Below are 22,864 nucleotides of genomic sequence, written 5' to 3' on the forward strand. Positions count from 1 at the left end.
CGCTAGCAGAAGTGGCAGCCCGGTTTAATGCCGGCGACGCGAAAAGCAGGGGAAGACTGGCGGCGCCTGCTGTGACGCGCCTGGTTGCGCCGGGCCGGCCTGGCACTCTATGGTTCCCTTGGGAAAAGGGCGGCGGGGACTCGTGGATCAGGACAAGCAGGAGACTTTCGACGAGATGGTCGGCCCGGTCGGCTCGGCCGCCGAGCGCCTATGGCTGCTGGCGACGCGGCGCGCCCATCGAACCGCGAACAAGCTCAGGGTTTCGGCGCGCAAGCGCTTTCCCTATATTCTGCCGGCGCGCGGTCCCTTGTCCGATCTCGACGGCGGCATCGAGATGTCGGCGCACATATTCAGCCGCGATCCGCTGGTGCTCTATATCCCGGTCGGCGGACCTCGTCCGCTGCATCCGCTGGCAGCCGTCGGCCGGCGCCTTGCCGCGCGTCGCGCCACCTTCCTGCTGATGCCGATGTGGACGATGGAAAGACCTGCCGTCGTCGCCCAGATGGGCCGTGACCTTGCCTGGTATGCGGCGCGCTTTCCTCTTCATGAGGTGATCTTCCTCTGCAACAACGAGGAAGAGCGTCGTCTCATCGTCGCGGTCGGCGGCAAAGCCATGTTCTCCAATCACAATCTGATGATTTCGGAAGATGTCTTCCGGCCGTTGCCGGACGTGGCGGTCGAGTTCGATGCCGTCTACAATGGCCGCATCTCGCCGATGAAACGCCACTATCTTGCCTTCGAGATCGATCGGCTTGTCCACGTCACCTATTCGATCGGCGAATTGACGCCGCCCGCCGCCCGCGCCTTCATTCGCCGCCTCCAGGCGCAATCGCCGCGCCATCGCATCGCCAACCCGATCGTGGGCGGTCTGCCCGGCCGGCTGACCTCCGCCGAGGTCAACAGGGTCTACAACCAGGCCGCCGTCGGGCTGTGCCTGTCGGCCGTGGAAGGGGCGATGTATTCCAGCATGGAATATCTGATGCCGGGTTGCCGATTGTCAGCACGCCGAGCCTCGGCGGGCGCGACGTCTATTTCGATCCGGACTATTGCCTGATCGTCGAGCCGGAGCCGACGGCCGTTCGCCGCGCCGTCGAGCGGCTTCGGGATCGCGCCATACCGCGCGAGGAAATCCGCGGCAGGACGCTGGAAAAGGTTCTCGCCCAGCGGCAGGAACTCACCGCGTTCCTGTCGGCGCTTCTGCGGCGCAAGGGCAGCAGCGCTCCCCCGCTGGAGAGGTGGCCGTTCTCAGGCACCGAGGGCTTGATGCGCTGGGCCACCGTGCGGGAAATTGCCGCGCTCGTCGGCGAACCGGACCGCGCCTGACCGCTTGGCCGTTTACAGCGCTGCCGTGTAGCCTTAATCCCAAGACACATAAACACGCACCTGCCTCAAGGGTGCGCGAAGGCGAGGAAATCGAAAGCATCATGGCCAGGAAAACCGAAAGCAGCGGCCCCTCCGTCAGTCCCGAGGAGGCGCTGGAATTCCACGCCATGGGACGGCCCGGCAAGCTGGAGATCGTCGCCACCAAGCCGATGGCCACCCAACGCGATCTGAGCCTCGCCTATTCGCCTGGCGTCGCCGTTCCCGTGCGCGCCATCGCCGAGGATCCGAGCCGCGCCTTCGATTATACGACGCGCGGCAACATGGTCGCCGTCATCTCGAACGGCACCGCCATTCTCGGTCTCGGCAATCTCGGCGCGCTGGCCTCGAAGCCGGTCATGGAAGGCAAGGCGGTGCTGTTCAAGCGTTTCGCCGATGTCGATTCCATCGACCTTGAAGTGGCGACCGAGGACGCCGACGAGTTCATCAACTGCGTGCGCTTCCTCGGACCATCCTTCGGCGGCATCAATCTCGAGGACATCAAGGCGCCGGAATGCTTCATCATCGAGCAGCGGCTGCGCGAGCTGATGGACATCCCCGTCTTCCATGACGACCAGCACGGCACGGCCATCATCTCGGCCGCCGGGCTGATCAACGCGCTGGAGATCACCGGCCGCGACATGAAGACCACGAAGATGGTCTGCAATGGCGCGGGCGCCGCCGGCATCGCCTGCATCGAACTGATGAAGGCCATGGGCTTTCCGCCCGAAAACGTCATCCTGTGCGACACCAAGGGCGTGGTCTACCAGGGCCGCACCGAAGGCATGAACCAGTGGAAGTCGGCGCATGCGGTCAAGACCGATCAGCGCAGCCTCGCCGAAGCGCTGGACGGCGCCGACGTCTTCCTTGGTCTGTCCGCCAAGGGCATGCTGACGCCCGCCATGGTGCAATCCATGGCGAAAAATCCGATCATCTTCGCCATGGCCAATCCCGATCCGGAGATCACGCCAGAGGAAGTGGCCGAGATCCGCACCGACGCCATCATGGCCACGGGCCGGTCGGACTACCCCAACCAGGTCAACAATGTGCTGGGCTTTCCCTATATCTTCCGGGGAGCGCTCGATGTGCGCGCCACAACCATCAATGACGAGATGAAGATCGCCGCCGCCAGGGCACTTGCCGAGCTGGCGCGTCAGGACGTGCCGGACGACGTCGCTGCCGCCTATCAGGGCAACCGGCCGAAATTCGGCCCCAACTACATCATTCCGGTGCCGTTCGATCCGCGCCTGATCTCGGCGATCCCGCTGGCGGTGGCGAAGGCTGCGATGGAGTCCGGCGTCGCCCGCAAGCCCATCCTCGATCTCGACCGCTACGCACAGGAACTGTCCGCCCGCCGCGACCCGATTGCATCCACCTTGCAGCGCATTTACGATCGCGTGCGCCGCCAGCCCAAGCGCATCGTCTTCGCCGAGGGCGAGGAGGAGCAGGTGATGCGCGCCGCCGTCTCCTATGTGAACCAGAGGCTCGGCACGGCGATCCTGCTCGGCCGCGACGATGTCATCAAGGACAATGCCCGCAATGCCGGCATCGACCTGAACAAGCCGGGCCTGGAGATCATCAATGCCAGGCTGTCGCGCCGCAACGGCATCTACACCGACTATCTCTACGAGCGCATGCAGCGGAAGGGTTTCCTGTTCCGCGACTGCCAGCGGCTGATCAACAACGACCGCAATCATTTCGCCGCCTGCATGGTGGCGCTGGGCGATGCCGAGGGCATCGTCACCGGCGTCACCCGCAACTATTCGACGGCGCTCGACGACGTGCGCCGCATCATCGACGCCAAGCCCGGCCACCGCGTCATCGGCGTGTCGATCGTGCTGGCGCGAGGCAGGACGGTGCTGGTCGCCGACACCGCCGTGCACGACATGCCGAACGCCGAACAGATCGCCGACATCGCCGAGGAGGCGGCCGGCTTCGCCCGCCGCATGGGCTACGAGCCGAGGCTCGCCATGCTTGCCTATTCCACCTTCGGCCATCCGCAGGGCGAACGTTCCGAGCGCGTGCAGGAGGCGGTGCGCATCCTCGACAAGCGCCGCGTCGATTTCGAATATGATGGCGAGATGGCAGCGGACGTGGCGCTGAACCCGCGCGCCATGGCGCAATATCCGTTCATCCGGCTGACCGGCCCGGCCAATGTGCTGATCATGCCGGCATTCCACTCGGCCTCGATCTCGACCAAGATGCTGCAGGAACTCGGCGGCTCGACCGTCATCGGCCCGCTGCTGGTCGGCCTAAACAAGCCGGTGCAGATCGTCTCGCTCAACGCCAAGGACTCGGACATCGTGAACATGGCGGCGATCGCCGCCTACACGGCGGGGAACTGACGAGACCGTTTCTTTGCTTGAGTCAAAACAAAAAAGGCCCGCGGCGATGCCGCGGGCCTTTCCTTTTGTGATCTTTGCGTTCGATCAGAAGGTCCGCTGGAAGCGAACGATGCCGCCCCAGCTGTTCTTCTTGTCGGCCTTGGTGAAGTTGTAATCGTCGGCCTGACCGAACTTGCCGTCGTGGTAGTAGTCAAGTTCGGTAGTGACCGTGAAGCCGGGAACGAGCGTGTAGGCCACGTTCGCCGCGACGGCGAAGTTCTTGGCGTCGTCGGCCGAGACCTGGAGGTTGAAGGCGGTCTTCGGGTTGAACTTGTAGGTGCCGCCGCCCCAGACGGCCCAGTTGCCGCCCCACGGCTTGTAGAAGCCGCGACCGCTGCCGTGGTCGACGAAGTTGTCGTCGGTGCCGTAGCCGCCCATGACGAACAGCGACAGTTCCTTGGTGACGTTGACGTCGAGGCGAACCTTGCCGGCCACTTCCTCGTAGTTGCTGTCATAGGCGACGACGCCGGTGATCGCGCCCCAATCGCCCTTGTACTTCAGGCCGCCGACGACATGCGGGACATAGCTGTCGATCAAGCCGAGGATCTTGCCGGTGTCCGCACCTTCTTCGAGCGAGACCACGCCCGAGAAGCCGCTGCCGGCGTCGAAATAGTAGCTGACGACGTTGGTGACCTTGATGCCGTATGGGATGATCGTGTCCTGCACCACGTTGCCGGCATAGCCGATGAACTGGTCGTAAGGCGTTTCATCCACACCGACGCGCAGGCCGCCGAGCTGGACCCAGCCGAATTCCAGGTTCACCGCCGACGCCCCGTTCTTGAAGTTGAAGCGGGTCTCGGTATAGGTCTTCAACGTGCCGAGCTCGGTCTCCTGGCCGGTCCAGGTCCTCAGCGCGAAACGGGCGTTCTTGTTCCAGCTGTTCTGCGAGTCGCCGTCCATGACGTCGGTCGTCTTGCGGCCGTCGAGGGTGCCGGGATCGCCGAAGCCGGCGTCATAGCGGATGTAGCCGCCGACGCGCAGGCAGGTCTCGGTGCCGGGGATGTAGAAGTAGCCGGCGCCATAGACGTCGCAGATCTTGACGTATTCGGCCGGTTCCGGCTCGGCGACAGTCACCGCGTCGGCGGCACGCGCGCCCGAAACTGCGATCAGCGCCGCAGCGGAGCCGAGAAGAAGGCTCTTGATGTTCATTTTCTTGAATCTCCAGTCAAAGGTTCAAGACAGGCCTGACATGCCGTTCGGCTTTTGCCACCCCCGTCCCCATCGTTGAAAAAGTCGCGCACCGGCGCCGCTTCTTCACCTTGGACATGGCTTAATCGTTGGCCTCACACAACAGTGATTGTGTCGGAATGGCGGCCTTTCTGACGCTTATGGAAGTCTTGTTGCCCAAATATCACGTCACATAAATGCAAAGATGGGACATTCTGAACAATAAGTACAATCGAAACGTCCGATAACCCCGGAAATGTGCCAAATGTGCCGTTTATTACAGTTTCATGACGGATGATTTGCCGACTAAATTTCTAAAAAATGCGGATGAACGTGAAAATCGACTCGTGGTACCCGGAGTCAGGACAGGGCTCGAGCGGCGCGGACCACGTCCTCGACCATGTCATCCCTCAACATCCCGATGGGAACGCGGCCATCCAACTCCGGCGACGGCCGACTTAGCCAAAACCAGGCAAGCCTCGGATTGGCGATCGCCGAAAGCACCTCGCTGATCCCCGGGACCGGCCTGCCGTCGATGAACTGGGCCAAGGGGAAGACATGCTTGCGGCCGCCCTTGCGCAAGGCAACGACCTCACCGCGTCTTTGCCAGCGATGCAGCGTGGAGCGCGGGATGCGGAGCTTCTCTTCCAGATAGGTCGAGCCGGCGACCTCGCCGGCCCAATCTTCGATCAGCATCGATTGCAAGTCCATGGCTCGCTCGGCAATCGGCTGGACCGCCGTCCTCGCTGTGTCCGATCCCGACGCCGAGCGCTCGAAAGCGCGATCGGATATGGCCGCGCCGTCGCTCGCGACCTCATTCGTCATCACACGAAAAAAGTCGGACGCAAGGTCGGTCCACTTGCCCTTGAAGGAGCCGACGGCAAGGCGCTGTGCCGGCGGCAGGAAGGGCAGGGCGGCAGCCACATGGCCGGCGATCTTGCTTGCCGAAGCCAAGGCCTCGGCGTCCAGCATGACGCCATGCTGGATCAGCGCCTGTTGCACGGCTTCGGCCATAAGGCCTGCCAATGCCTCTTGTGAAATCCCGTCGGACGGGTTCTGGAATCTGCTCATCAATCTGTCTTGCGGCCCGCGCTCCTCCCCAGGCGCTGGCGGTTGCTGAAAACTCTATCGCGGAAAATAAATGCGACGGCAACGGGCCTCGCGGCCCGGTAGCTTGCTGGTTTGCATCTTTACACCCCTGGTTTGGCGTGCCGAAATGTCAGTCGCGGAACGCCTCATTTTGCATCTTAAAAGTCCAACGTGACAGGTCCGCGACAGCCGGCCCTGTTTGGAGGTTGCCGGCGATGACGCAACGGCACCTCTTCCCGCGCAATTGCGGGACCGAAAGCCGTCACTGCTTTGTCAGGGTGTTCACGAGCAGATCATCGTTTCGCGGAAAGCGATGATCTGCTCTATCTCCTTGTTTCGGAACGATTTTCGACGGAAGGCTACGGCGAGCGCAGCAAGCCCGTACGGAGGCCGGTTTTCGTGAAATCGCCTTAGAGAAGCCCGACTTGTTCGGCCTCGCGGCGGAGGTTCTGCCGAGGCCGCGGACCGATCTGCTGGATAACCAGTCCGGCGGCCAACGAGCCGAGGTCGCCGCAATCCTTGAGGCTGCGTCCGGTCGTGTAGCCGTAAAGGAAGCCGGCGGCATAGAGATCGCCGGCGCCGGTCGTGTCGACCAGTTCCTTGATCTTCGTCGCCTGGATGATGACGGTCTCGTCGCCGCGCACGATCACCGAGCCTTTCTCGGAACGGGTGACGGCGGCGATCTTGCAATCCCTGCGGATGGCGGCGAGCGCCTCCTCGAAGGAGGCGGTCTGGTAGAGCGACTTGATCTCGTGGCTGTTGGCAAAGACGATGTCGACGGTGCCCGAACGCATCAGCTCGAGGAACTCGTCACGGTAGCGGTCGACGCAGAAGGAATCCGACAGCGTCATCGACACTTCGCGGCCCGCCGCATGCGCGAGCCTGGCGGTCTGCCGGATCGCTTCCTTGGCGCGCGGTGGGTCCCACAGATAGCCCTCGAAATAGGTCACCTTGGCGCCGGCGGCCTTGTCGGCCTCGACATCCTCGGGGCCGAGCTCGACGCAGGCGCCGAGATAGGTGTTCATCGACCGCTCGCCGTCGGGCGTGACGAAGATCATCGAGCGCGCAGTCGGCGGTTCGCCCGCGAGCGGCCTGGTGTCGAAGGCAACGCCCTGGGCGTGGATGTCATGGGTGTAGATGTCGCCCAGCGCGTCGTTCGACACCTTGCCGAAGAAGGCTGCCCGTCCGCCGAGGCTGGCGACCCCGGCCGCCGTGTTGCCGGCACTGCCGCCGGAAGCCTCTATCGCCGGTCCCATGCGGCTGTAAAGCAATTCGGCGCGCCTGGCGTCGATGAGGTTCATCGCGCCCTTGATGATGCCGTTGATCTCGAGAAAGGCTTCGTCGCACTGCGCGATGATGTCGACAATGGCATTGCCGATGCAAAGCACGTCATATTCCGGCATCAAAATCTCCGCCAAGGACTGCCCGGCTATCTGGCATGCCGGCCGGGCGCGGGTCTAGCGACTTGGCGCTGCTTTGCCTACCCCGAAAATCGCCACGTCTTCCGTGGCGCCGACCTCGGCGCCGATTGTTCGCCGGCTGCGGCAGCGTTCGCGCCGAACTGGCTCATATCAGCGGCGGCGCTGGCGACTATGGTTCCGCCGCGATCGAAACGTCTTGCGACCTGGTGAGCTACAAGCGGATCGTTCCCGTAACGGAAGGCAGAAATGTCCGAAAAGACCGAAATGTCCACCGACCTGGCGCTGCTTGGCGTCCTGGCGGTGCTGTGGGGCGCTTCCTACACCTTCATCAAGATCGGCGTCGAGACGATCCCGCCCGTGACCTTCATCGCCGCCCGGACGCTGATCGCCGGGGCTATTCTCTTCACCGTCATCCGCTGGCGCGGCCTTGCCATGCCCGCCGACGCGGCGACATGGCGCCGCTTCGCCTTCCAGGCCTGCCTCAACAGCGTCGTGCCGTTCACGCTGATCGCCGCCGCCGAGCGTTCGGTCGATGCCGGTCTCGCCACCATCCTCAACTCGACGTCGCCGATCTTCACCTTCCTGCTGACGGCATTGGTCACGCGCCACGAGCCCGTCACGGCGCGCAAGCTGGTCGGTGTCGGCGCCGGCATCGTCGGCATCTGCCTCATCATCGGCACGCAGGCGCTTGGCGGACTTGGCCATCAATTGTGGGCGCAGCTTGCGATCGTCATCGCGACGATCTCCTATGCCGGGGCGGCGATTTTCGGCCGCGGCTTCAAGGGCCTCGACCCGATGATACCCGCCGCGGGTTCGATGCTTTGCGGCGCCGTGATGCTCGTGCCGCTCAGCCTGATCGTCGACCGGCCCTGGACGCTCGCGCCGTCGACCGTGTCGATCCTGGCCCTGCTTGGACTGTCGGTCTTTTCGACGGCGATGGCCTTCGTCATCTATTTCCGGCTGATCCACACGCTGGGCTCGGTCGGCACCACGTCCCAGGCCTATCTGCGCGTGCCGATCGGCGTCGGCATCGGCGCCGTCGTCCTCGGCGAAAGCCTCGGGCCGGCGGCCTGGGTCGGCATGGCCTTCGTCGTCGCCGGCGTCGCTGCAATGACGATTCCGGCCAGGCAGGCTAGGCTCGCGCGATAATGCATGTCGCCCAAAGGCGTGAAGCGGTTTTGGGCCAAGCGACATGCTTCGAGACAAAAACGCAAAGCGCGTCGACGCGACGCGCTTTGGTTGCGCCATGGATCGAGCCGGCCTATCTGCGAAGCGTCGTTTCTCGATGAGGGCCTGGACCTGCCGTGATCCTAGACGCCGCCCGCGCCGCCGCCAGCCGGCTGTTCTCGCCTGAATTCCGCTCCGTCTTCCTGAAGACGCTGGGGCTGACGCTGCTCGCCCTGGTGGCGCTCTGGCTCGGCCTCGAGAGCGTGCTCGAATGGCTGGCCTGGCCCTGGCTGCAAGCGCTGCTCCCGGGCATGCCGTCCTGGGCCGGATGGCTGGGCGGCATCATCGCCGGCATCGTTCTGGCTGTGGGCTTGGCCTTGCTCATCGCGCCGGTCACGGCGATCGTCGCCGGCCTCTTTCTCGACGATGTCGCCGAAGTGGTCGAGCGTACCGACTATCCCAACGATCCGCCCGGCAGGCCCGTGCCGGCGCTGCATTCGCTCGTGCTGGCGATCAAATTCTTCGGCGTGGTGGTCCTCGGCAACATCGTCGCGCTGCTCTTGCTTCTGGTGCCGGGCATCAACATTGCCGCCTTCTTCATCGTCAACGGCTATCTGCTCGGCCGGGAATTCTTCGAGTTCGCCGCCATGCGTTTTCGCCCCGAACCCGAGGCCAAGGCGCTGCGCCGCGAATATGCCGGCACTGTGTTCCTCGCCGGACTGGTCATCGCCCTGTTCCTGGCGGTGCCGCTGCTCAACCTTCTGACGCCGCTTTTTGCGGCCGCCATGATGGTGCATCTGCACAAGGCGGTTTCGGCGCGGGAGCCGGTCTAGTCCTGCTCCTTGCCCTCCCGGAACAGCGCCTGCAGCTTGCCGAACGGCATCGCCGCCCGGGTGAAGCCGAAGGTGCCGTCCTGCTGGATCTCGCGGGCCGCCGTCTCCAGCATGCCATAGGCGAAATTGGTCAGCCACGGTCCGAGCGAGATGCGCTTGGCGCCGGCCATGGCAAGGTCGGCGATGGTGAAGCCTGGCCGGGCCATCACATTGACCGGCCGGCTCACCGACGAGCAGATCGTGCGCACCATCTCGACGTCGCTAATGCCCGGCGCGTAGAGCACGTCGGCGCCGGCTTTCTCGAAAGCCTGCAGCCGCTTGATGGTGTCGTCGAGATCGCTCTTGCCCCACAGGAAATTCTCGGCCCGCGCGGTGAAGACGAAATCGTGTTTGAGCGCGCGGGCCGCCTCGACGGCCGCCGCGACACGTTCGGTCGCCAGCGCGAAATCGTAGATCGGGTTGGCGGCGTCGCCGGTGTGGTCCTCGATCGAGCAGCCGGCGAGGCCCGCGGCTTCGGCCGCGAAGATGGTTTCGGCCGCCTGCTCCGGGCTGTCGCCCTTGCCGCGCTCCAGATCGGCCGAAACCGGCAGGTCTGTCGCCGCAGTCACCTCGCGGCAATGGTGGATCATGGCATCGAACGTCACGGCGCCGTCCGGCAGGCCGCGCGAGAAGGCAAAGCCGGCGCTGGTCGTCGCCAGCGCCTTGAAACCGAACGAAGCGAGAAGCTTGGTCGTGCCGATATCCCAGGGGTTGGGTATGACGAAGGTGGAGGCATGCAGATCGCGAAAAATCTTGCCCTTGTCCATGGCGGGTCCTCGATTGGGGTCGTACGGGGAATTTATCGCGGTCGCTCGAACCGGGCAAATGAATGCGTCTGGCTCAGAAGCGCTCCGCGTTTTCTGCTGACAATTCTCGAAGGCGCCTGAATCCTTGACGCAGCGCGACGCCTTGACTGATGGTCTCGGGCGGCGAGCCGCCCTCGCCGCCGCCGACGATGTCGCACATTTCGATCGGCGCGCCGCCGTCCTAGAGCAATTCCAGGAAAAGTGTGAGCGGTTTTCCGTCCGGAATTGCGTAAAATCAGAGAGTTAGAGCGATTTGCCGTTTCCGTGAAACGGCGAAGCGCTCAAGAAGCCGTTTGCGCCTGCCTTCAGCCGGGGACGACCATCTTTACGAGATCGAAATGAGTGATGTCCTGACGACCACCTGGAATGACGCTGTTCGACTCGGGAAAGCTGACGGCCTGGGCTTGAGCAGCCGCCCGCAAAGAGGGCAGCAGCAGGCAGGCGAGCATGAGACGGGAAAAAAACATCGAACGCACCCCCCGGCAGCCGTACGCTGGCATGGAGTCCTGAAGCGCAGCCGGGTGCGATCAGCGTATAGGCACGAGTCCGGACAGCTCCCGCATGTCGTCGAACAATATGCCGCCGACCGCCGCCAGGCCGTCGCGATCGGAGAATGGATCAGCGTGGTAGGAGAACACCCGCATGCCGGCGGCGATACCGGCCTGGGTACCGGCGACGCTGTCCTCGATGACGATGCTGTCGGCCGGCGCGACGCCCATCGTTGCGGCCGCGTGCAGGAAGAGGTCCGGGAACGGCTTGCCGCGCCCGACCATGGTCGAGGAGAACATGGCGTGCTCGAACAGCGGCAAAAGCCCGGTCTGCCCAAGCGTGATGTGCATCTTGGAGACCCGCGCCGAGGAGGCGACGCAATAGGCGATGCCGGCTTTGCGCACCGTCTCGATGAAGTCGCGCACATAGGGGATCGCCTCGACGCCATGCGAGAAAAGGTCCGGCAGGCCGGCATTCCAGCGATCGACGAAGTCGGAGCCGAGCCTGACCTCGGTCGTTTCTTCGATCTCCTTCTGCACCGAGGCCATGCTGCGGCCGGAGAAGTTCTTGCGGCAATATTCGAATGTCGTCGTAAAACCGGCGGCGGTCAGCCATTCGGCAAGGCGCCTGTTGGCAAGGTTCTCGGTGTCGACCAAGACGCCGTCGCAGTCGAAAATAACGAGTTTAGGGATTGCCATTCAAGCGGTGCCGGTCGACCCGAAACCGCCAGCGCCCCGCGTCGTGCCGCCGGCCAGCGCGCGCTCCTCGACTGCAACCTGGGTCACGGCGGCGAAGACGATCTGGGCGATGCGCAGGCCACGCGTCACTGAAAAATCCTCGTCGCCGAGATTGACCAGCAGCACCTTCACCTCGCCGCGATAGTCGCTGTCGACGGTGCCGGGCGAATTGAGGACGGTGAGCCCATGCTTGAAGGCAAGGCCGGAGCGTGGCCGCACCTGGCCTTCCATGCCTTCGGGGATTTCCAGGACAAGTCCGGTCGGCACCAGGGCTCGCTTTCCAGGCAGGATGAGCAACGGCCGATCTTCCGGCACCGCCGCGCGCAAATCCATGCCGGCGGCGCCCGCGCTCTCATAGGCCGGCAGAGGCAAGCCTTCGCCATGCGGAAGCCTGACGAAACCGACGGTGGGGCCGATGACGGAGGAAGAATGGACAGCCGTGCGCATGAGCACACTCCTATCGGCGCGAAAGCCGATTCGGTCAACTCTGACGTAGGGCCTATCAACGGCTTTCTTTCGCGTCCGGTTCCAGGGCCCGTCAGCGTAGTTCCACCGGCACCACGGTCGTCTCCTTGATCTCCTCCATGACGAAGGAGGCCGAGACGTCCGACAGCGCCACCTTGGCGATCAGCCGCTGGTAGAGACGGTCATAGGCTTTGACGTCGGCGACACGGGCGCGCACCACATAGTCGAGATCGCCCGACATGCGGTAGACGCCGGTGATCTCCGGAAAGCCGGTCACCGCCCCGCGGAATTTCTGCAGCCAGTCCGGGTCATGGTTGGAGGTACGGATCAGGATGAACACGGACAGGCCGAGGCCCAGCTTGTCGGCATCGACCAGCGCGACGCGACCGGTGATGACGCCATCTTCCTCCAGGCGCTTGACGCGCCGCCAGCAGGCATTGCGCGACAGCGCCACCCGCTCCGACAGCTGATCGACCGACAGCGTGCCGTCGCGTTGCAGCTCGGCCAGCAATCTTCGATCGATCTCATCAATTTCCACCGGCATGTTGGGATGAATGTCTCATGAAACCAGCAAAAGCAAGGACAAATTGGGACCGATGAACCAAACCCATGTGGCACGATACTCAGCATCGGGGCTCATCCCGGCAGGAGGGATCACCATGACGACCAGGCTTACGGCGCTCTTCACCTCTCACCCGGAGAAGGTCGGCGAGACCTATTTCGGCCACATGGCCTTCGCCGCCTGGTTCTGTTCGCGGCTGTCGATGGCGGCGGGCGCCGCGCTCGTTCACGCTTTCTTGCCATTTCTGTTCGAAACTACGGCGAGCCGAATCGTTCGCGAGCTCTATGAGCGCACGCACAACAGAGGCTCGCATGCGGTCAAGGAGCCGGCGGCTCTGATGGATCGCGCCTGATAGATGGTGGAAAGCGATGTGCCGGTGGGCGGCCTATCTTGGTGAAGCGGTCTTCCTCGAAGACATCATCACCGCGCCCTGCCACTCGCTGATTGCCCAGAGCCACTGCGCCCAGGAAGCCAAGTCGCCGACCAATGGCGACGGCTTCGGACTCGCCTGGTATGGCGACCGGCCCGAGCCCGGCCTTTATCGCGACATCCTGCCGGCCTGGTCCGACCCCAATCTGAAGAGCCTGTGCCGGCAGATAAAATCCGGCCTGTTTCTGGCCCATGTCCGCGCCTCGACCGGCGGCGCCACCAGCCGCATGAACTGCCACCCCTTCATCTCCGGCCGCTGGTCGTTCATGCATAACGGCCAGATCGGCGGCTTCGAAAAGATCCGCCGCGCGCTGGAGAATTCGCTTTCCGACGCGGTCTTCGACCAGCGCGAGGGCACCACCGATTCCGAGCTCTTTTTCCTGCTGATGATCGATGAAGGATTGTCCGGCGATCCGCAGGGCGCGGTCTCGCGGGCGACCAGCCGCGTGCTCGAGACGTCGCGCCGGGCCGGCATCGAGCCCTCCCTGAAACTGACGGCGGCCTTTTCCGATGGCCAGGCGCTATACGCGGTTCGCTATGCCACCGACGACCATGCGCCGACGCTCTATACCGGCGCCTTCGCCAAGCGCGACGGCCATTGCATCGTCTCGGAGCCCTTCGACCGTGACGGTGGCGAGTGGCAGGCGATACCCCCGGCGAGCTTCGTCACCATGACGAGGGACGGTACCGGGATCCGTCCGTTTGCGCCGGCGGCGAATAAGCTGGCGCTGGTCGGCTGACGCAAATCCCAGGCTGCCGCGTTCAGGCAGAGATCAGCAAAACGTAAGCACGGCGTAAGGACGCCGAAGCTCCCTCCTGTCATCTATGGCGCCCGACGAGCCGCGAATTCATTCGCGCGCTCAAAAACGCATCGATAAGAGGATCACAGGACAATGTGCCGGTGGGCAGCCTATCTCGGCGACGCGATCTTCCTGGAAGACGTCATCGCCGCACCCTCCCATTCCCTGATCGCTCAGAGCCGCCAGGCGCGGGAGGCGAAATCGCCGACCAATGCCGACGGCTTTGGCGTGGCCTGGTATGGCGATCGGCCGGAACCCGGCCTCTACCGCGATGTCCTGCCGGCCTGGTCCGATGCCAATCTCAGCAGTCTCGGACGCCAGATAAAATCCGGCCTGTTCCTGGCCCACGTGCGCGCCTCGACGGGCGGCGGCACCAGCCGCGCGAACTGCCACCCCTTCGTTTCGGGCCGCTGGTCGTTCATGCATAACGGCCAGATCGGCGGCTTCGAGAAGGTCCGTCGCGTGCTCGAGAATTCGCTCTCCGATACGTTGTTCGACCAAATCGAAGGCAGCACGGATTCCGAATTGTTCTTTCAGCTCATGATCGGCGAAGGCCTGGCGCAGGATCCACAAGGTGCGGTGTCGCGCGTCACCAGCCGGGTGCTCGATGCTGCGCGCCGTGCCGGCATCGAACCGTCGCTGAAGTTGACGGCTGCCTTCAGCGACGGTCGGGCGCTTCACGCCATTCGCTACGCCACTGACGAGCATGCTCCGACGCTCTATACCGGCGCCTTCGCCAAGGGGGTGGGTCGCTGCATCGTCTCCGAGCCGTTCGATCGCGACGACCGGACCTGGCACGAAATCCCGCAGTCGAGCTTCGTGACGATGACCCGCGACAGCACCAGCATCAAGCCTTTCGCGCCGGCGGCCGTCCGGTTGGCTCTCGCAGGGTGAGGGAAATCGGCACTTGGCGCAAATTCGATCAAGCGCCCGCGAGCTTCGGATGCTGAATTCGGCTTGAAGCCGCGCCCTCATCCGCCATGTTCAAGGCGAGGGCGCGGCAAGCAGCGGGAGTGTGCACATGGATATCGGGTTTTCCTCGACTGCCGAGCTCGCGGCAGCCATTGCCCAGCGAAAAATTTCGGCGATCGAGGCGCTCGATGCGCAGCTTGCACAGATCGACCGGCACAACGGGCTGGTCAACGCTGTCGTCATCCTCGATCGGGAACAGGCGCAGGCACGTGCCCTGCTGGCCGATGCGGCAATGGCGCGCGGCGACACGCTCGGTCCGCTGCACGGGGTGCCATTCACGCTGAAGGATGCGCACGAGACGGCGGGCATCAGGACCACCGTCGGTTTTCCGCCGTTCGCCGACTACATGGCTAGGCAGGACAGCCCTGTGGTTGAAAGGCTGAAAGCAGCCGGCGCCATACTGGTCGGCAAGACCAACGTCGCCACTATGCTGGGCGACTGGCAGTCCGACAACCCGCTGTTCGGGCGCACTTCCAATCCGTGGTATCCGTCGCGCACGGCGGGCGGCTCAAGCGGTGGTGCGGCCGCGGCAGTCGCGACAGGCATGACTCCGTTCGAAGTCGGCACCGATATGCAGGATTCCATACGCTTGCCCGCTGCTTTCTGCGGCGTCTATGGCCTGAAGCCAACTGAGCATCGCGTGTCGCTGGCCGGCGCCTTTCCCGCTCCGGGCGGTATGCCGCGCAGCGTGCGGCTGATGTCATGTGTTGGCCCGCTTGCTCGCAACATCGAGGATCTGGCGCTGATCTATCGCATCATTGCCGGACCGGACCGCGCGGACACCGACCTGGCGCCCGTGTCGGTTGAGCCGATGCCGAAACTCGAACTCAAGTCGTTGCGCATCGCCGTGGCCGAATCTTTCCCGGGCTTCCCGGTTGCCACCGAAATCCGTGCCGCCGTAGAAAGCCTGGCCGCGCAGCTCGCCTCGGCTGGCGCGGCTGTGGAGAACGCGAAATTGCCGAAGCTCGACCTGCACGACGATTTGTCCGAAGGCGGTGCATTGATCGGCATGATGTTGGAAGCCGCGCAGCCGGAACCGCCGGAGCAGCCGACGCCTGTGTCGCGCTGGTTCGCCGCGCTTGCGCGCCGCGACCGGTCGATCCTTGCCTGGGAGCGATTCTTTGACAGCTGCGATGCCTTGCTCTGCCCGGTCGCCATGACCGCGGCCTTCCCGCACTGCAAGCCGGGCAGCCCGCTCAAGGTCGACGGCAAGGAAGAGAGCTACTGGATGCTGCCGGCCTATGGAGCGGTGTTCAATTATTCCAGCCATCCGGCGCTCGCGTTCCCTTATGGGCAGGACCGCGACGGCTTGCCGATCGGCCTTCAATTGGTCGGCAGGAAATGGTCGGAAGCGCGGCTGCTCGGCATTGCAGCCGCGATTGCGTCGTTCGCCGGAGGGTTTCGCCGGCCTCTTGGCTACTGATCGAAACGCGACAGCGCGTAGGATTCAAGCAACGGATCGCGCTTGTCGTTGAGGATTTCGCCGGCCGCAAACAGGCCTATCGCCGGCGCCAGCGTGATGCCGGAATGGGCGACGGCGACGTAGAGGCCGCCGACGCCTTCCGCACGGCTGACGATCGGGAAACCGTCGACCGGCGTCGGACGGTAACCGATCGTGTGGAAGTCGAATTCCAGTCTGTTGGCGTCGCGCAGCATCGCTTTCGTCGCGGCGAACAGCGCGTGCGCGGCGGCCTCCGGTTTCTCGCCCGGATCGCCACCGCCGAAATCCGAGCCGGCGATGATGCGGCCCTCGGCGGTCTGGCGCATATGCAGTCTGTCAGCCAGCACCAGCCCGTCGAGCAGCTTTGGGTGCGGTCGCGAATGCACGATCAGGCCGGGCGGGGTCTCGATCGGCAGCTTGATGCCTGCCGTCGCGGCGATCGCCGGAGCGCCGGCGCCCGCCGCAATCACCACCTCGTCGGCGGCGATGATCTCGTCCGAAGCGACGACGCCTGTGACCTTGCCGTTGACCAGCGCCAGCCTGTCGACGGTTCCCGTGACGATCCGCGCGCCGCGCCGTTCGGCATCGGTCAGCAGCGCCTTCGTGGTCGCCACAGGCTCGGCCACGCCTTCCTGCGCGACATAAAGTGCAAACTCGGGAAGCTCCGCCAAATTGGGCTCGATGCGCGCCGCCTGTTCGCGCCCGACGCGCTCGATGCCGTAGCCCCAGGACGAATGCTCGGCCGCATAGGCTTCGAGCCTGTCTGCGGGCAGATCCCAGCACAGGCCGCCGCACCAGGCGACCGGCAGGCCCGGCAGATCATTCGCCAGCTGTTTCCATTCGGCCATGGCGCGGATACGCAGCCGGAAATAGGTTTGCGGATTGCCCCAGCTGGCATTGATCCAGGCAAAGGAATTCGGCGTGGCGACACCGCCGGCGCCGCTTCCGGAAACCACCGTCACCCGTGCGCCGGCCTGCGTCAGATGCCAGGCGATCGAGGCACCGATGATGCCGGCGCCGATGACGATGACTTGCTTTGCGCTGCTCATGTCGGACCCTTTGAGGAGAGTTCCCCGTCATGCCACCATGCCGGCTTGACCTCAAGTGGGAGGCGGCTAGGCGCCGCCCACCGCTACCGCCTGCGCGCCGGCAATCAGGTCCTTCACCTCTTCGCAGCGCCGCATGAGCCGGGAAGAGTCGACTTTCTTCGCGACCGCCAGCGCGGTGCCGAGCTCCAACTCAGCGCCGGAACAATCGCCGATCTTGATGAGCATCGCCGCGAGCGACAGCCTGGCGTCGGCAACATTGATCGGCGAGCCGATCTCGTTCCAGCGTGAGCATGCGATCTGCAGCTCCCGGGCAGCCTCGGCGAGGCGCTCTTCCTGCATGAAAAGCTCCGCCTTGGCTTCCGCGGTCAGTGCCTGGATGGAGGCCATCGGCCACCGCTGTGGCTGGGTCTCCAATTCGGCGATCACCTCCTTCGCCCGCTCGCGCCGATTGGTCCGCGCCGCCACCTTGGCGAGCGTGGCAAGCACCATGCCTCGCCGCTGCAAGGTCGGCCAGCCATTGCCCACCAGGGAACGTTCGAGAGCGCTGAAAGCGGCCTCCGCCTGTCCTTGCTCGAGTTGCAGCAGCGCAAGTCCGGGCTGCGGATCCCAGCCCGCCGCATGCGATGCACGGTAGGCCGTTTCGGCTTCCGTGAATTCTCCGGCCGCCAGGTGAATGTCGCCCAGCACGCGCATGGCGTCGCCGGTCGCCCAAGGAGCGTCGAGTGCGAGCTGGTCGAGTGCCGCGCGCACAAGCGCTTCCGCCTCCTTCAGCGTGCCATGAACGCCGAGCACTTCGGCGCGATGCAGCCGGCACGAGCCCGAAAGGTCTTCCAGCCCGTGTCCCCTGCACCAGTCTTCGTAGCCAAGCGTCCATTGGTTGGCGCGCGACCAGTCGCCGAAATTCCGGCAGGCCCAGAGAATGTTGCAGTAGAGGATCCCGCCGACGACCGGGTCGACATCGCTGGACAGGCCGAGCGCGGCGGCAAGGTCCTGATCCTCCTGCCCGGCTTTGGTTTCCCCGAGACACAGTTTGAAGAAGCCGCGATAGATAAGGCCGAGCGACTCCACCACCGGATCGTCGAGATGCCTGCCGACCGCGAAGGCCTGTTCAGCCAGCGCAAGCGCCTTTTCCGGCTCGGCTTCCGCGCCCATGATGCGCGCGCCCATCCAGCACCAGAGACCGTGCTCCCTGCTGTCGGAAGCGGCATCGATCAACTGCGCGGCGCGCTTGTGCCAGCCCTTGGCGACAGCAAGCTCGCCTCTCTCGAGATGGATCCTGGCGAGGGTGATTGCAGGGGAAGCCGCGCGCAGTCGCTCGCCGGCCACGCCGTAAGCCGTCACCGCGCGCGCCAGAACCGGAATGGCTTCGGCCGGCCGGCCCATGCATTCCAGCGCCAGCGCCCATTCCTCGAGATCGGCCGTCAGCACCTCGTCGGCGGCATCCGCTTGCGTGAAAGAGGCCGCGGCGTCATGCCATTTCCTCGCTGCAACGGCAGCCCGCGCCGACAGAATTGGCAGGCCGGGGATCGAGGGCCTGCCGCCCGCATCGGCCGGCGCCGGCCTGGTTTCCGAGGCGGCCGGTTGATCGAGGCAAATCCGGTAGCCGAAGCGGGGCAGGTTGCGCAGCGCCGTCTCCATGCCGCCCTGGCGAAGAATGCCGCGGGCAAGGCTCGCGACGCGTTGCAGCGAAGCCTCGGTCACCGTCACGTCGGGCCACAGTGTCTCAAGCAATTCGTCCTTGCTCAAGGCGCGCTCCTGATGGCGCAGCAGGACGGCGAGGAAATCGAAGACCAGGGGCTGCGCCTCGATCTCGCTTCCGGCGAGGCGAAGGGCGCGCGAGTCCTCATTGAGTTCGAAGTCGCCAAAGCAATAAATTCCCATCGGCGGCAATCCCTGTAACGGCAATAGGCAAAGGATCAGAATAAGATAAGGGCGGCATAAGGACTGTTGGCCGCTTCTTTCGCAATTCTCCGTCTGCCTGGCGGGCCAAGCTGCAGTTTAGCTCAGCGGCCCCCGGGATGTCACGGGCACCGACTTGGTCGGGCGCTCGGTAGCATTTGAACCCAGATCAAGGAGATTGACATGCACAAATACATCATCGAACGCGAGATTCCCGAGGTCGGCACCTTCGAGCGCGAGCAGCTTCGCGACGCGTCCAAGGCCTCGAACGCCGTTCTGGCCGAGCTCGGCCCGGACATCCAGTGGGTCGAATCCTTCGTGGCGGACGACAAGACCTTTTGCGTCTATCTCGCCAAGGACGAGGCGATCATCCAGCGTCATGCCAAGATGAGCGGCTTCCCGGCGACGAAGATCACACGGGTCAAGCGCCTATTCGATCCGACGACGGCTTACGCCGCCGCCTGATGGGGAGGATCGACCGTGAAGCGCTTTGCGGAAATTGTCCTTGCCGCCGGCGCCTCCGCGCTGTTCTGTGGCACCGCGCTCGCCCATGACATGCCCGATCCGGTGCTCAACCGGTCCCGCGAAATGGCGGCCAAGTATCTCGACATCGAGGTCGCCAAGGCGGACGGCTACCGGCAGCTGTTCGAATGCACGACGCATGACGAGCACGGAACGATGGGCGTCCACTTCATCCATCCCGGGCGGGCCGGCGACGGCAGGCTCGTGCTCGGCGAGCCGGACGTGCTGACCTACGAGCCGGAATCCGATGGCTCCATGCAACTCGTCGGCATGGAATACATCGTCTTCGAAAAGGACTGGAAGGGCAAAGGCGTACCCGAATTCCTCGGCCGCACCCTGCAGCGCAAGACGACGGTGGGCGTCCACCCGGTGGACCCCTACTACGAACTCCACGTCTGGCACTGGCGGCACAACCCGGCCGGCATGTTCGCCGACTGGAATCTGTATGTGAGCTGCGAGCACGACCGGTCCTGACCTTTTGTCGGCAAAGGCCTTTGGGAGGGCCACCGGTGGCCCTCCCTTCACCGTTTTATCGAAAGGAGATATGATCATGACTATCCTTGTGCAGGAGCGTGCGGCCAGTCGGTCCGTGCTCCGGCGCGCCTTTGCCGTGGCCATCGATATCTGCCATGCCGGCGGAAGTTTCCTTGCGCGCATCATCCGCATCCGCAGGGATCGCGCCCTGCTGGACGAGCTGCCGGACTACCTGCTGCGCGACATCGGCATCGACCGCTCGGAAATCTCGTTGGTCACCTGGTTCGGCAGCAAGGCCGGTAGCGACGGTCCGTGGATTTGAAGGCCAACATCTTTTTCCCGTGGCGCTTCCCGGGTCGCGACCAGCACTCTGCCCAAAACCGTCGACAGGCCGGGAAAGCGCTGCTAGAAGCCCGCGCCACAGACAGGATTCCACGACTTGGCAGAAGACATCGAACAGGCCGTATCGCGCCGCCGCACCTTCGCGATCATTGCCCACCCTGACGCGGGCAAGACGACGCTCACCGAAAAGCTGCTGCTGTTCGGCGGCGCCATCCAGCTTGCCGGCGAGGTCAAGGCCAAGAAGGACCGCATCCAGACGCGGTCCGACTGGATGAAGATCGAGCGCGAGCGCGGCATCTCCGTCGTCACCTCGGTGATGACCTTCGAATATGAAGGCAATGTCTTCAACCTGCTCGACACGCCCGGCCACGAGGATTTTGCCGACGACACCTACCGCACGCTGTCGGCGGTGGACTCCGCCGTCATGGTCATCGACGCCGCCAAGGGCATCGAGCCGCGCACGCTGAAGCTGTTCGAGGTCTGCCGGCTGCGCGACATTCCGATCATCACCTTCGTCAACAAGATGGACCGCGAAAGCCGCGATCCGTTCGAGATCCTCGACGAGATCGAGCAGAAGCTGGCGCTCGATACGGCGCCCATCACCTGGCCGATCGGCCGTGGCAGGACGTTTTCCGGCACCTATCACCTGGCGCTCAATGCCGTGCGCAAGGGTGATGAGGAAAAGGAGCGCACGCCCGTCAACGGCCCGGATTCCAACCGCGTCGCCGGGCTGCTGCCGGACAATGAGCGCGAAGCCTTCATCGAGGAGCTGGAGCTGGCCCGCGGGGCCTGCCGGCCTCTCGATATCGACGCCTTCCGCGAAGGTCATCTGACGCCGGTCTATTTCGGCTCGGCGCTGCGCAATTACGGCGTCCGCGATCTGATCGAGGCGCTGGGCGCCTACGGCCCGCCGCCCCGCGCGCAGGAGGCCGATACCCGCACGGTCGAGGCGACGGAGGAGAAGATGACCTCCTTCGTCTTCAAGATCCAGGCCAACATGGACCCCAACCACCGCGACCGCATCGCCTTCGTGCGCGTCTGTTCGGGCACGCTGGAGCGCGGCATGAAGGCCAAGCTCGTGCGCACCGGCAAGCCGATGTCGCTCTCGGCGCCGCAATTCTTCTTCGCCCGCACCCGCGTCACCGCCGACGAAGCTTACGCCGGCGACGTCGTCGGCATTCCCAACCACGGCACGTTGCGCATCGGCGACACGCTGACCGAAGGCGAGGAGATACTGTTCCGCGGCGTGCCCAATTTCGCGCCGGAAATCCTGCGCCGCGTGCGCCTCGGCGATGCCATGAAGGCGAAGAAGCTGAAGGAAGCGCTGCACCAGATGGCCGAGGAGGGCGTCGTCCAGCTGTTCTCGCCCGAGGACGGCTCGCCGGCCATCGTCGGTGTGGTCGGCGCGCTGCAGCTCGACGTCTTGAAGGAGCGGCTCAACATCGAATACACGCTTCCCGTGGATTTCGAGATGTCGCGCTTTTCCGTCTGCCGCTGGATTTCGGCCGACGACAAGGCGGAAGTGCAGCGCTTCATCGAGGCGCATCGCGGCGACATCGCCCGTGATCTCGACAACGATCCGGTGTTTCTGGCCCAGCACGCCTTCTCACTGAATTACGAGGCCGAGCGCTGGAAGGCGATCCGCTTCGCCACCGTCAAGGACTACCAGGTCCGCGACAAGGCGGCGTGATTCTAGTGAGTAGTGAAGTAGTGGATTGGTAATTGAAAAGATCTGGCATCGCTACTCACTACTCACTACTCACTACTCACTAATTCTCATCCCCTCGCGGCCGCTTCGATCTTGTCGATCTCGATCTTGCCCATCTGCATCATCGCCGACATCACCCGGCCTGCCTTGGCCCGGTCGGGGTCCATAAGCAGGCGGGGCAACTGCTCCGGCACGACCTGCCAGGAAACGCCGAACTTGTCCTTCAGCCAGCTGCAGCGTCCTGGTTCGCCGCCGCCTTCGGTGAGCCTGGTCCAGAAATGATCCACCTCGTCCTGCGTCTTGCAGTCGATCGACAGCGAGATCGCTTCGGTGAACTTGTATTGCGGGCCGCCGTTCAGCGCCTGGAATTGCACGCCGTCGAGCTCGAACGAGGCCACCAGCACCTGGCCTTCCTGGGGATGGCCCTTAGGCCAGCGTGTCACGCTCAGCACCTTCGAATTCTTAAAGATGGAGATGTAGTGGTTCATGGCCTCCTCGGCCTGGTTGTCGAACCACAGGAAAGTGGTGATCTTCTGCATGTCGTGCTCCTCGTACTGTTTCGGTGTGGCTACCAAGATGGACGGGCGCGGCGGAGGTGCCATCGCCCTCGCCGCTACCCAAGGACGGTCGAACCGGTCGCGGTCCGACAGCGCATGCATTTTTCTTGAGAAAATCTGGCGCATCGCAAAAAAATGGCCAGACCAGGCTCC

The 22,864-nt window shown here is 64.2% G+C and carries 25 protein-coding genes; 13 read left to right on the forward strand and 12 right to left on the reverse strand.

Features of this window, described 5'->3' with window-relative positions; all coding sequences use genetic code 11:
• Nucleotides 1–142 precede the first annotated feature (142 nt).
• From FJ957_RS14305 to FJ957_RS14310, 3 genes are all read left to right on the forward strand, one after another.
• A complete protein-coding gene (locus FJ957_RS14305; RefSeq protein ID WP_246685846.1) occupies nt 143–1,054 on the forward strand; it encodes a glycosyltransferase family 1 protein in 912 nt (303 codons plus the stop codon).
• Nucleotides 988–1,323, forward strand: coding sequence for a hypothetical protein (locus FJ957_RS32230; RefSeq protein WP_246685847.1), 336 nt, complete (start codon nt 988–990; stop codon nt 1,321–1,323). The genes FJ957_RS14305 and FJ957_RS32230 overlap by 67 nt, the downstream gene beginning before the upstream one ends.
• Before the next feature lie 101 nt (nt 1,324–1,424).
• Entirely contained in the window at nt 1,425–3,704 is a 2,280-nt protein-coding gene (locus tag FJ957_RS14310) for an NADP-dependent malic enzyme (protein ID WP_140832304.1), read from the forward strand.
• Between the two features lie 84 nt (nt 3,705–3,788).
• Here FJ957_RS14310 and FJ957_RS14315 read toward each other — a convergent pair whose 3' ends face one another.
• From FJ957_RS14315 to FJ957_RS14325, 3 genes are all read right to left on the reverse strand, one after another.
• Nucleotides 3,789–4,892 carry a porin gene (locus FJ957_RS14315; RefSeq protein WP_140832305.1) on the reverse strand — a complete coding sequence of 368 codons (1,104 nt, stop codon included), beginning with the start codon at nt 4,890–4,892 and terminating at the stop codon, nt 3,789–3,791.
• A 378-nt stretch (nt 4,893–5,270) separates the two neighbouring features.
• Complete coding sequence (locus FJ957_RS14320; protein ID WP_140832307.1) at nt 5,271–5,981, reverse strand: antitoxin Xre/MbcA/ParS toxin-binding domain-containing protein; 711 nt, start codon at nt 5,979–5,981, stop codon at nt 5,271–5,273.
• 428 nt (nt 5,982–6,409) lie between these two features.
• Nucleotides 6,410–7,402, reverse strand: a complete 993-nt coding sequence (locus FJ957_RS14325; RefSeq protein WP_140832309.1) for an adenosine kinase — start codon at nt 7,400–7,402, stop codon at nt 6,410–6,412.
• A gap of 264 nt (nt 7,403–7,666) precedes the next feature.
• On the opposite strand from FJ957_RS14325, the gene FJ957_RS14330 reads away from it, so the two are divergent.
• Both FJ957_RS14330 and FJ957_RS14335 read left to right on the forward strand, forming a co-directional pair.
• Nucleotides 7,667–8,569: an EamA family transporter gene (locus FJ957_RS14330; RefSeq protein WP_140832311.1), complete on the forward strand. Its 903-nt coding sequence runs from the start codon at nt 7,667–7,669 to the stop codon at nt 8,567–8,569.
• A 155-nt stretch (nt 8,570–8,724) separates the two neighbouring features.
• A complete protein-coding gene (locus FJ957_RS14335; RefSeq protein WP_140832313.1) occupies nt 8,725–9,420 on the forward strand; it encodes a sulfate transporter family protein in 696 nt (231 codons plus the stop codon).
• On the opposite strand, the gene FJ957_RS14340 is transcribed toward FJ957_RS14335, so the two are convergent.
• The 6 genes from FJ957_RS14340 to FJ957_RS14355 form a co-directional block, all read right to left on the reverse strand.
• The gene (locus FJ957_RS14340) at nt 9,417–10,226 is read right to left on the reverse strand and encodes an oxaloacetate decarboxylase (protein WP_140832315.1); all 810 of its coding nucleotides are present in this window, start codon (nt 10,224–10,226) and stop codon (nt 9,417–9,419) included. The genes FJ957_RS14335 and FJ957_RS14340 overlap by 4 nt on opposite strands.
• A gap of 73 nt (nt 10,227–10,299) precedes the next feature.
• Nucleotides 10,300–10,425 (reverse strand): hypothetical protein, encoded by a 126-nt coding sequence (locus FJ957_RS32440; protein ID WP_281407676.1) that lies wholly within the window; start codon nt 10,423–10,425, stop codon nt 10,300–10,302.
• Nucleotides 10,426–10,570: 145 nt separating this feature from the next.
• Entirely contained in the window at nt 10,571–10,732 is a 162-nt protein-coding gene (locus tag FJ957_RS31825) for a hypothetical protein (protein ID WP_181180568.1), read from the reverse strand.
• A 60-nt stretch (nt 10,733–10,792) separates the two neighbouring features.
• Entirely contained in the window at nt 10,793–11,452 is a 660-nt protein-coding gene (locus FJ957_RS14345) for an HAD family phosphatase (protein WP_140832317.1), read from the reverse strand.
• Nucleotides 11,453–11,938, reverse strand: a complete 486-nt coding sequence (gene dut, locus FJ957_RS14350; RefSeq protein WP_140832318.1) for a dUTP diphosphatase — start codon at nt 11,936–11,938, stop codon at nt 11,453–11,455. It abuts the gene before it with no gap.
• 91 nt (nt 11,939–12,029) lie between these two features.
• On the reverse strand, nt 12,030–12,500 hold the full coding sequence (locus FJ957_RS14355) for an Lrp/AsnC family transcriptional regulator (protein ID WP_140832320.1): 471 nt from the start codon (nt 12,498–12,500) through the stop codon (nt 12,030–12,032).
• Between the two features lie 115 nt (nt 12,501–12,615).
• Here FJ957_RS14355 and FJ957_RS14360 point away from each other — a divergent pair, with 115 nt between their 5' ends.
• The 4 genes from FJ957_RS14360 to FJ957_RS14375 all read left to right on the forward strand — a co-directional run bounded on the left by FJ957_RS14360 (nt 12,616) and on the right by FJ957_RS14375 (nt 16,142).
• On the forward strand, nt 12,616–12,870 hold the full coding sequence (locus tag FJ957_RS14360; protein WP_135886919.1) for a DUF6356 family protein: 255 nt from the start codon (nt 12,616–12,618) through the stop codon (nt 12,868–12,870).
• Nucleotides 12,871–12,886: 16 nt separating this feature from the next.
• Nucleotides 12,887–13,687: a class II glutamine amidotransferase gene (locus tag FJ957_RS14365; protein WP_140832322.1), complete on the forward strand. Its 801-nt coding sequence runs from the start codon at nt 12,887–12,889 to the stop codon at nt 13,685–13,687.
• A 153-nt stretch (nt 13,688–13,840) separates the two neighbouring features.
• Nucleotides 13,841–14,641 carry a class II glutamine amidotransferase gene (locus FJ957_RS14370; protein WP_140832324.1) on the forward strand — a complete coding sequence of 267 codons (801 nt, stop codon included), beginning with the start codon at nt 13,841–13,843 and terminating at the stop codon, nt 14,639–14,641.
• Nucleotides 14,642–14,768: 127 nt separating this feature from the next.
• Nucleotides 14,769–16,142, forward strand: coding sequence for an amidase (locus tag FJ957_RS14375; RefSeq protein ID WP_140832325.1), 1,374 nt, complete (start codon nt 14,769–14,771; stop codon nt 16,140–16,142).
• Here the strand turns inward: FJ957_RS14375 and FJ957_RS14380 are convergent.
• Both FJ957_RS14380 and FJ957_RS14385 read right to left on the reverse strand, forming a co-directional pair.
• The gene (locus FJ957_RS14380) at nt 16,136–17,209 is read right to left on the reverse strand and encodes an FAD-binding oxidoreductase (protein ID WP_140832327.1); all 1,074 of its coding nucleotides are present in this window, start codon (nt 17,207–17,209) and stop codon (nt 16,136–16,138) included. The genes FJ957_RS14375 and FJ957_RS14380 overlap by 7 nt on opposite strands.
• Nucleotides 17,210–17,275: 66 nt before the next feature.
• The gene (locus tag FJ957_RS14385; RefSeq protein WP_140832329.1) at nt 17,276–19,090 is read right to left on the reverse strand and encodes a winged helix-turn-helix domain-containing protein; all 1,815 of its coding nucleotides are present in this window, start codon (nt 19,088–19,090) and stop codon (nt 17,276–17,278) included.
• Between the two features lie 201 nt (nt 19,091–19,291).
• Between FJ957_RS14385 and FJ957_RS14390 the strand changes: the two genes are divergently transcribed.
• From FJ957_RS14390 to FJ957_RS14405, 4 genes are all read left to right on the forward strand, one after another.
• Nucleotides 19,292–19,573, forward strand: coding sequence for a DUF4242 domain-containing protein (locus FJ957_RS14390; protein WP_140832330.1), 282 nt, complete (start codon nt 19,292–19,294; stop codon nt 19,571–19,573).
• A gap of 15 nt (nt 19,574–19,588) precedes the next feature.
• Nucleotides 19,589–20,104, forward strand: coding sequence for a hypothetical protein (locus tag FJ957_RS14395; RefSeq protein ID WP_140832332.1), 516 nt, complete (start codon nt 19,589–19,591; stop codon nt 20,102–20,104).
• A 76-nt stretch (nt 20,105–20,180) separates the two neighbouring features.
• Nucleotides 20,181–20,426 carry a DUF1127 domain-containing protein gene (locus FJ957_RS14400; RefSeq protein WP_181180569.1) on the forward strand — a complete coding sequence of 82 codons (246 nt, stop codon included), beginning with the start codon at nt 20,181–20,183 and terminating at the stop codon, nt 20,424–20,426.
• Between the two features lie 117 nt (nt 20,427–20,543).
• Nucleotides 20,544–22,136 (forward strand): peptide chain release factor 3, encoded by a 1,593-nt coding sequence (locus tag FJ957_RS14405; protein ID WP_140832336.1) that lies wholly within the window; start codon nt 20,544–20,546, stop codon nt 22,134–22,136.
• 86 nt (nt 22,137–22,222) lie between these two features.
• On the opposite strand, the gene FJ957_RS14410 is transcribed toward FJ957_RS14405, so the two are convergent.
• A complete protein-coding gene (locus tag FJ957_RS14410; protein ID WP_140832337.1) occupies nt 22,223–22,693 on the reverse strand; it encodes a VOC family protein in 471 nt (156 codons plus the stop codon).
• Nucleotides 22,694–22,864: the final 171 nt, after the last annotated feature.

This window comes from Mesorhizobium sp. B2-4-6 (assembly GCF_006442775.1).
Lineage (GTDB): Bacteria > Pseudomonadota > Alphaproteobacteria > Rhizobiales > Rhizobiaceae > Mesorhizobium.

What these genes read in the sequence shown, in the direction of transcription:
- FJ957_RS14310 (WP_140832304.1), top strand. Translation starts at nt 1,425, where the DNA reads ATGGCCAGGAAAACCGAAAGCAGCGGCCCCTCCGTCAGTCCCGAGGAG.
- FJ957_RS14315 (WP_140832305.1), bottom strand. Translation starts at nt 4,892, where the DNA reads ATGAACATCAAGAGCCTTCTTCTCGGCTCCGCTGCGGCGCTGATCGCA.
- FJ957_RS14320 (WP_140832307.1), bottom strand. Translation starts at nt 5,981, where the DNA reads ATGAGCAGATTCCAGAACCCGTCCGACGGGATTTCACAAGAGGCATTG.
- FJ957_RS14325 (WP_140832309.1), bottom strand. Translation starts at nt 7,402, where the DNA reads ATGCCGGAATATGACGTGCTTTGCATCGGCAATGCCATTGTCGACATC.
- FJ957_RS14330 (WP_140832311.1), top strand. Translation starts at nt 7,667, where the DNA reads ATGTCCGAAAAGACCGAAATGTCCACCGACCTGGCGCTGCTTGGCGTC.
- FJ957_RS14340 (WP_140832315.1), bottom strand. Translation starts at nt 10,226, where the DNA reads ATGGACAAGGGCAAGATTTTTCGCGATCTGCATGCCTCCACCTTCGTC.
- FJ957_RS32440 (WP_281407676.1), bottom strand. Translation starts at nt 10,425, where the DNA reads ATGTGCGACATCGTCGGCGGCGGCGAGGGCGGCTCGCCGCCCGAGACC.
- FJ957_RS31825 (WP_181180568.1), bottom strand. Translation starts at nt 10,732, where the DNA reads ATGTTTTTTTCCCGTCTCATGCTCGCCTGCCTGCTGCTGCCCTCTTTG.
- FJ957_RS14345 (WP_140832317.1), bottom strand. Translation starts at nt 11,452, where the DNA reads ATGGCAATCCCTAAACTCGTTATTTTCGACTGCGACGGCGTCTTGGTC.
- dut (WP_140832318.1), bottom strand. Translation starts at nt 11,938, where the DNA reads ATGCGCACGGCTGTCCATTCTTCCTCCGTCATCGGCCCCACCGTCGGT.
- FJ957_RS14355 (WP_140832320.1), bottom strand. Translation starts at nt 12,500, where the DNA reads ATGCCGGTGGAAATTGATGAGATCGATCGAAGATTGCTGGCCGAGCTG.
- FJ957_RS14360 (WP_135886919.1), top strand. Translation starts at nt 12,616, where the DNA reads ATGACGACCAGGCTTACGGCGCTCTTCACCTCTCACCCGGAGAAGGTC.
- FJ957_RS14365 (WP_140832322.1), top strand. Translation starts at nt 12,887, where the DNA reads ATGTGCCGGTGGGCGGCCTATCTTGGTGAAGCGGTCTTCCTCGAAGAC.
- FJ957_RS14370 (WP_140832324.1), top strand. Translation starts at nt 13,841, where the DNA reads ATGTGCCGGTGGGCAGCCTATCTCGGCGACGCGATCTTCCTGGAAGAC.
- FJ957_RS14375 (WP_140832325.1), top strand. Translation starts at nt 14,769, where the DNA reads ATGGATATCGGGTTTTCCTCGACTGCCGAGCTCGCGGCAGCCATTGCC.
- FJ957_RS14380 (WP_140832327.1), bottom strand. Translation starts at nt 17,209, where the DNA reads ATGAGCAGCGCAAAGCAAGTCATCGTCATCGGCGCCGGCATCATCGGT.
- FJ957_RS14385 (WP_140832329.1), bottom strand. Translation starts at nt 19,090, where the DNA reads ATGGGAATTTATTGCTTTGGCGACTTCGAACTCAATGAGGACTCGCGC.
- FJ957_RS14390 (WP_140832330.1), top strand. Translation starts at nt 19,292, where the DNA reads ATGCACAAATACATCATCGAACGCGAGATTCCCGAGGTCGGCACCTTC.
- FJ957_RS14400 (WP_181180569.1), top strand. Translation starts at nt 20,181, where the DNA reads ATGACTATCCTTGTGCAGGAGCGTGCGGCCAGTCGGTCCGTGCTCCGG.
- FJ957_RS14410 (WP_140832337.1), bottom strand. Translation starts at nt 22,693, where the DNA reads ATGCAGAAGATCACCACTTTCCTGTGGTTCGACAACCAGGCCGAGGAG.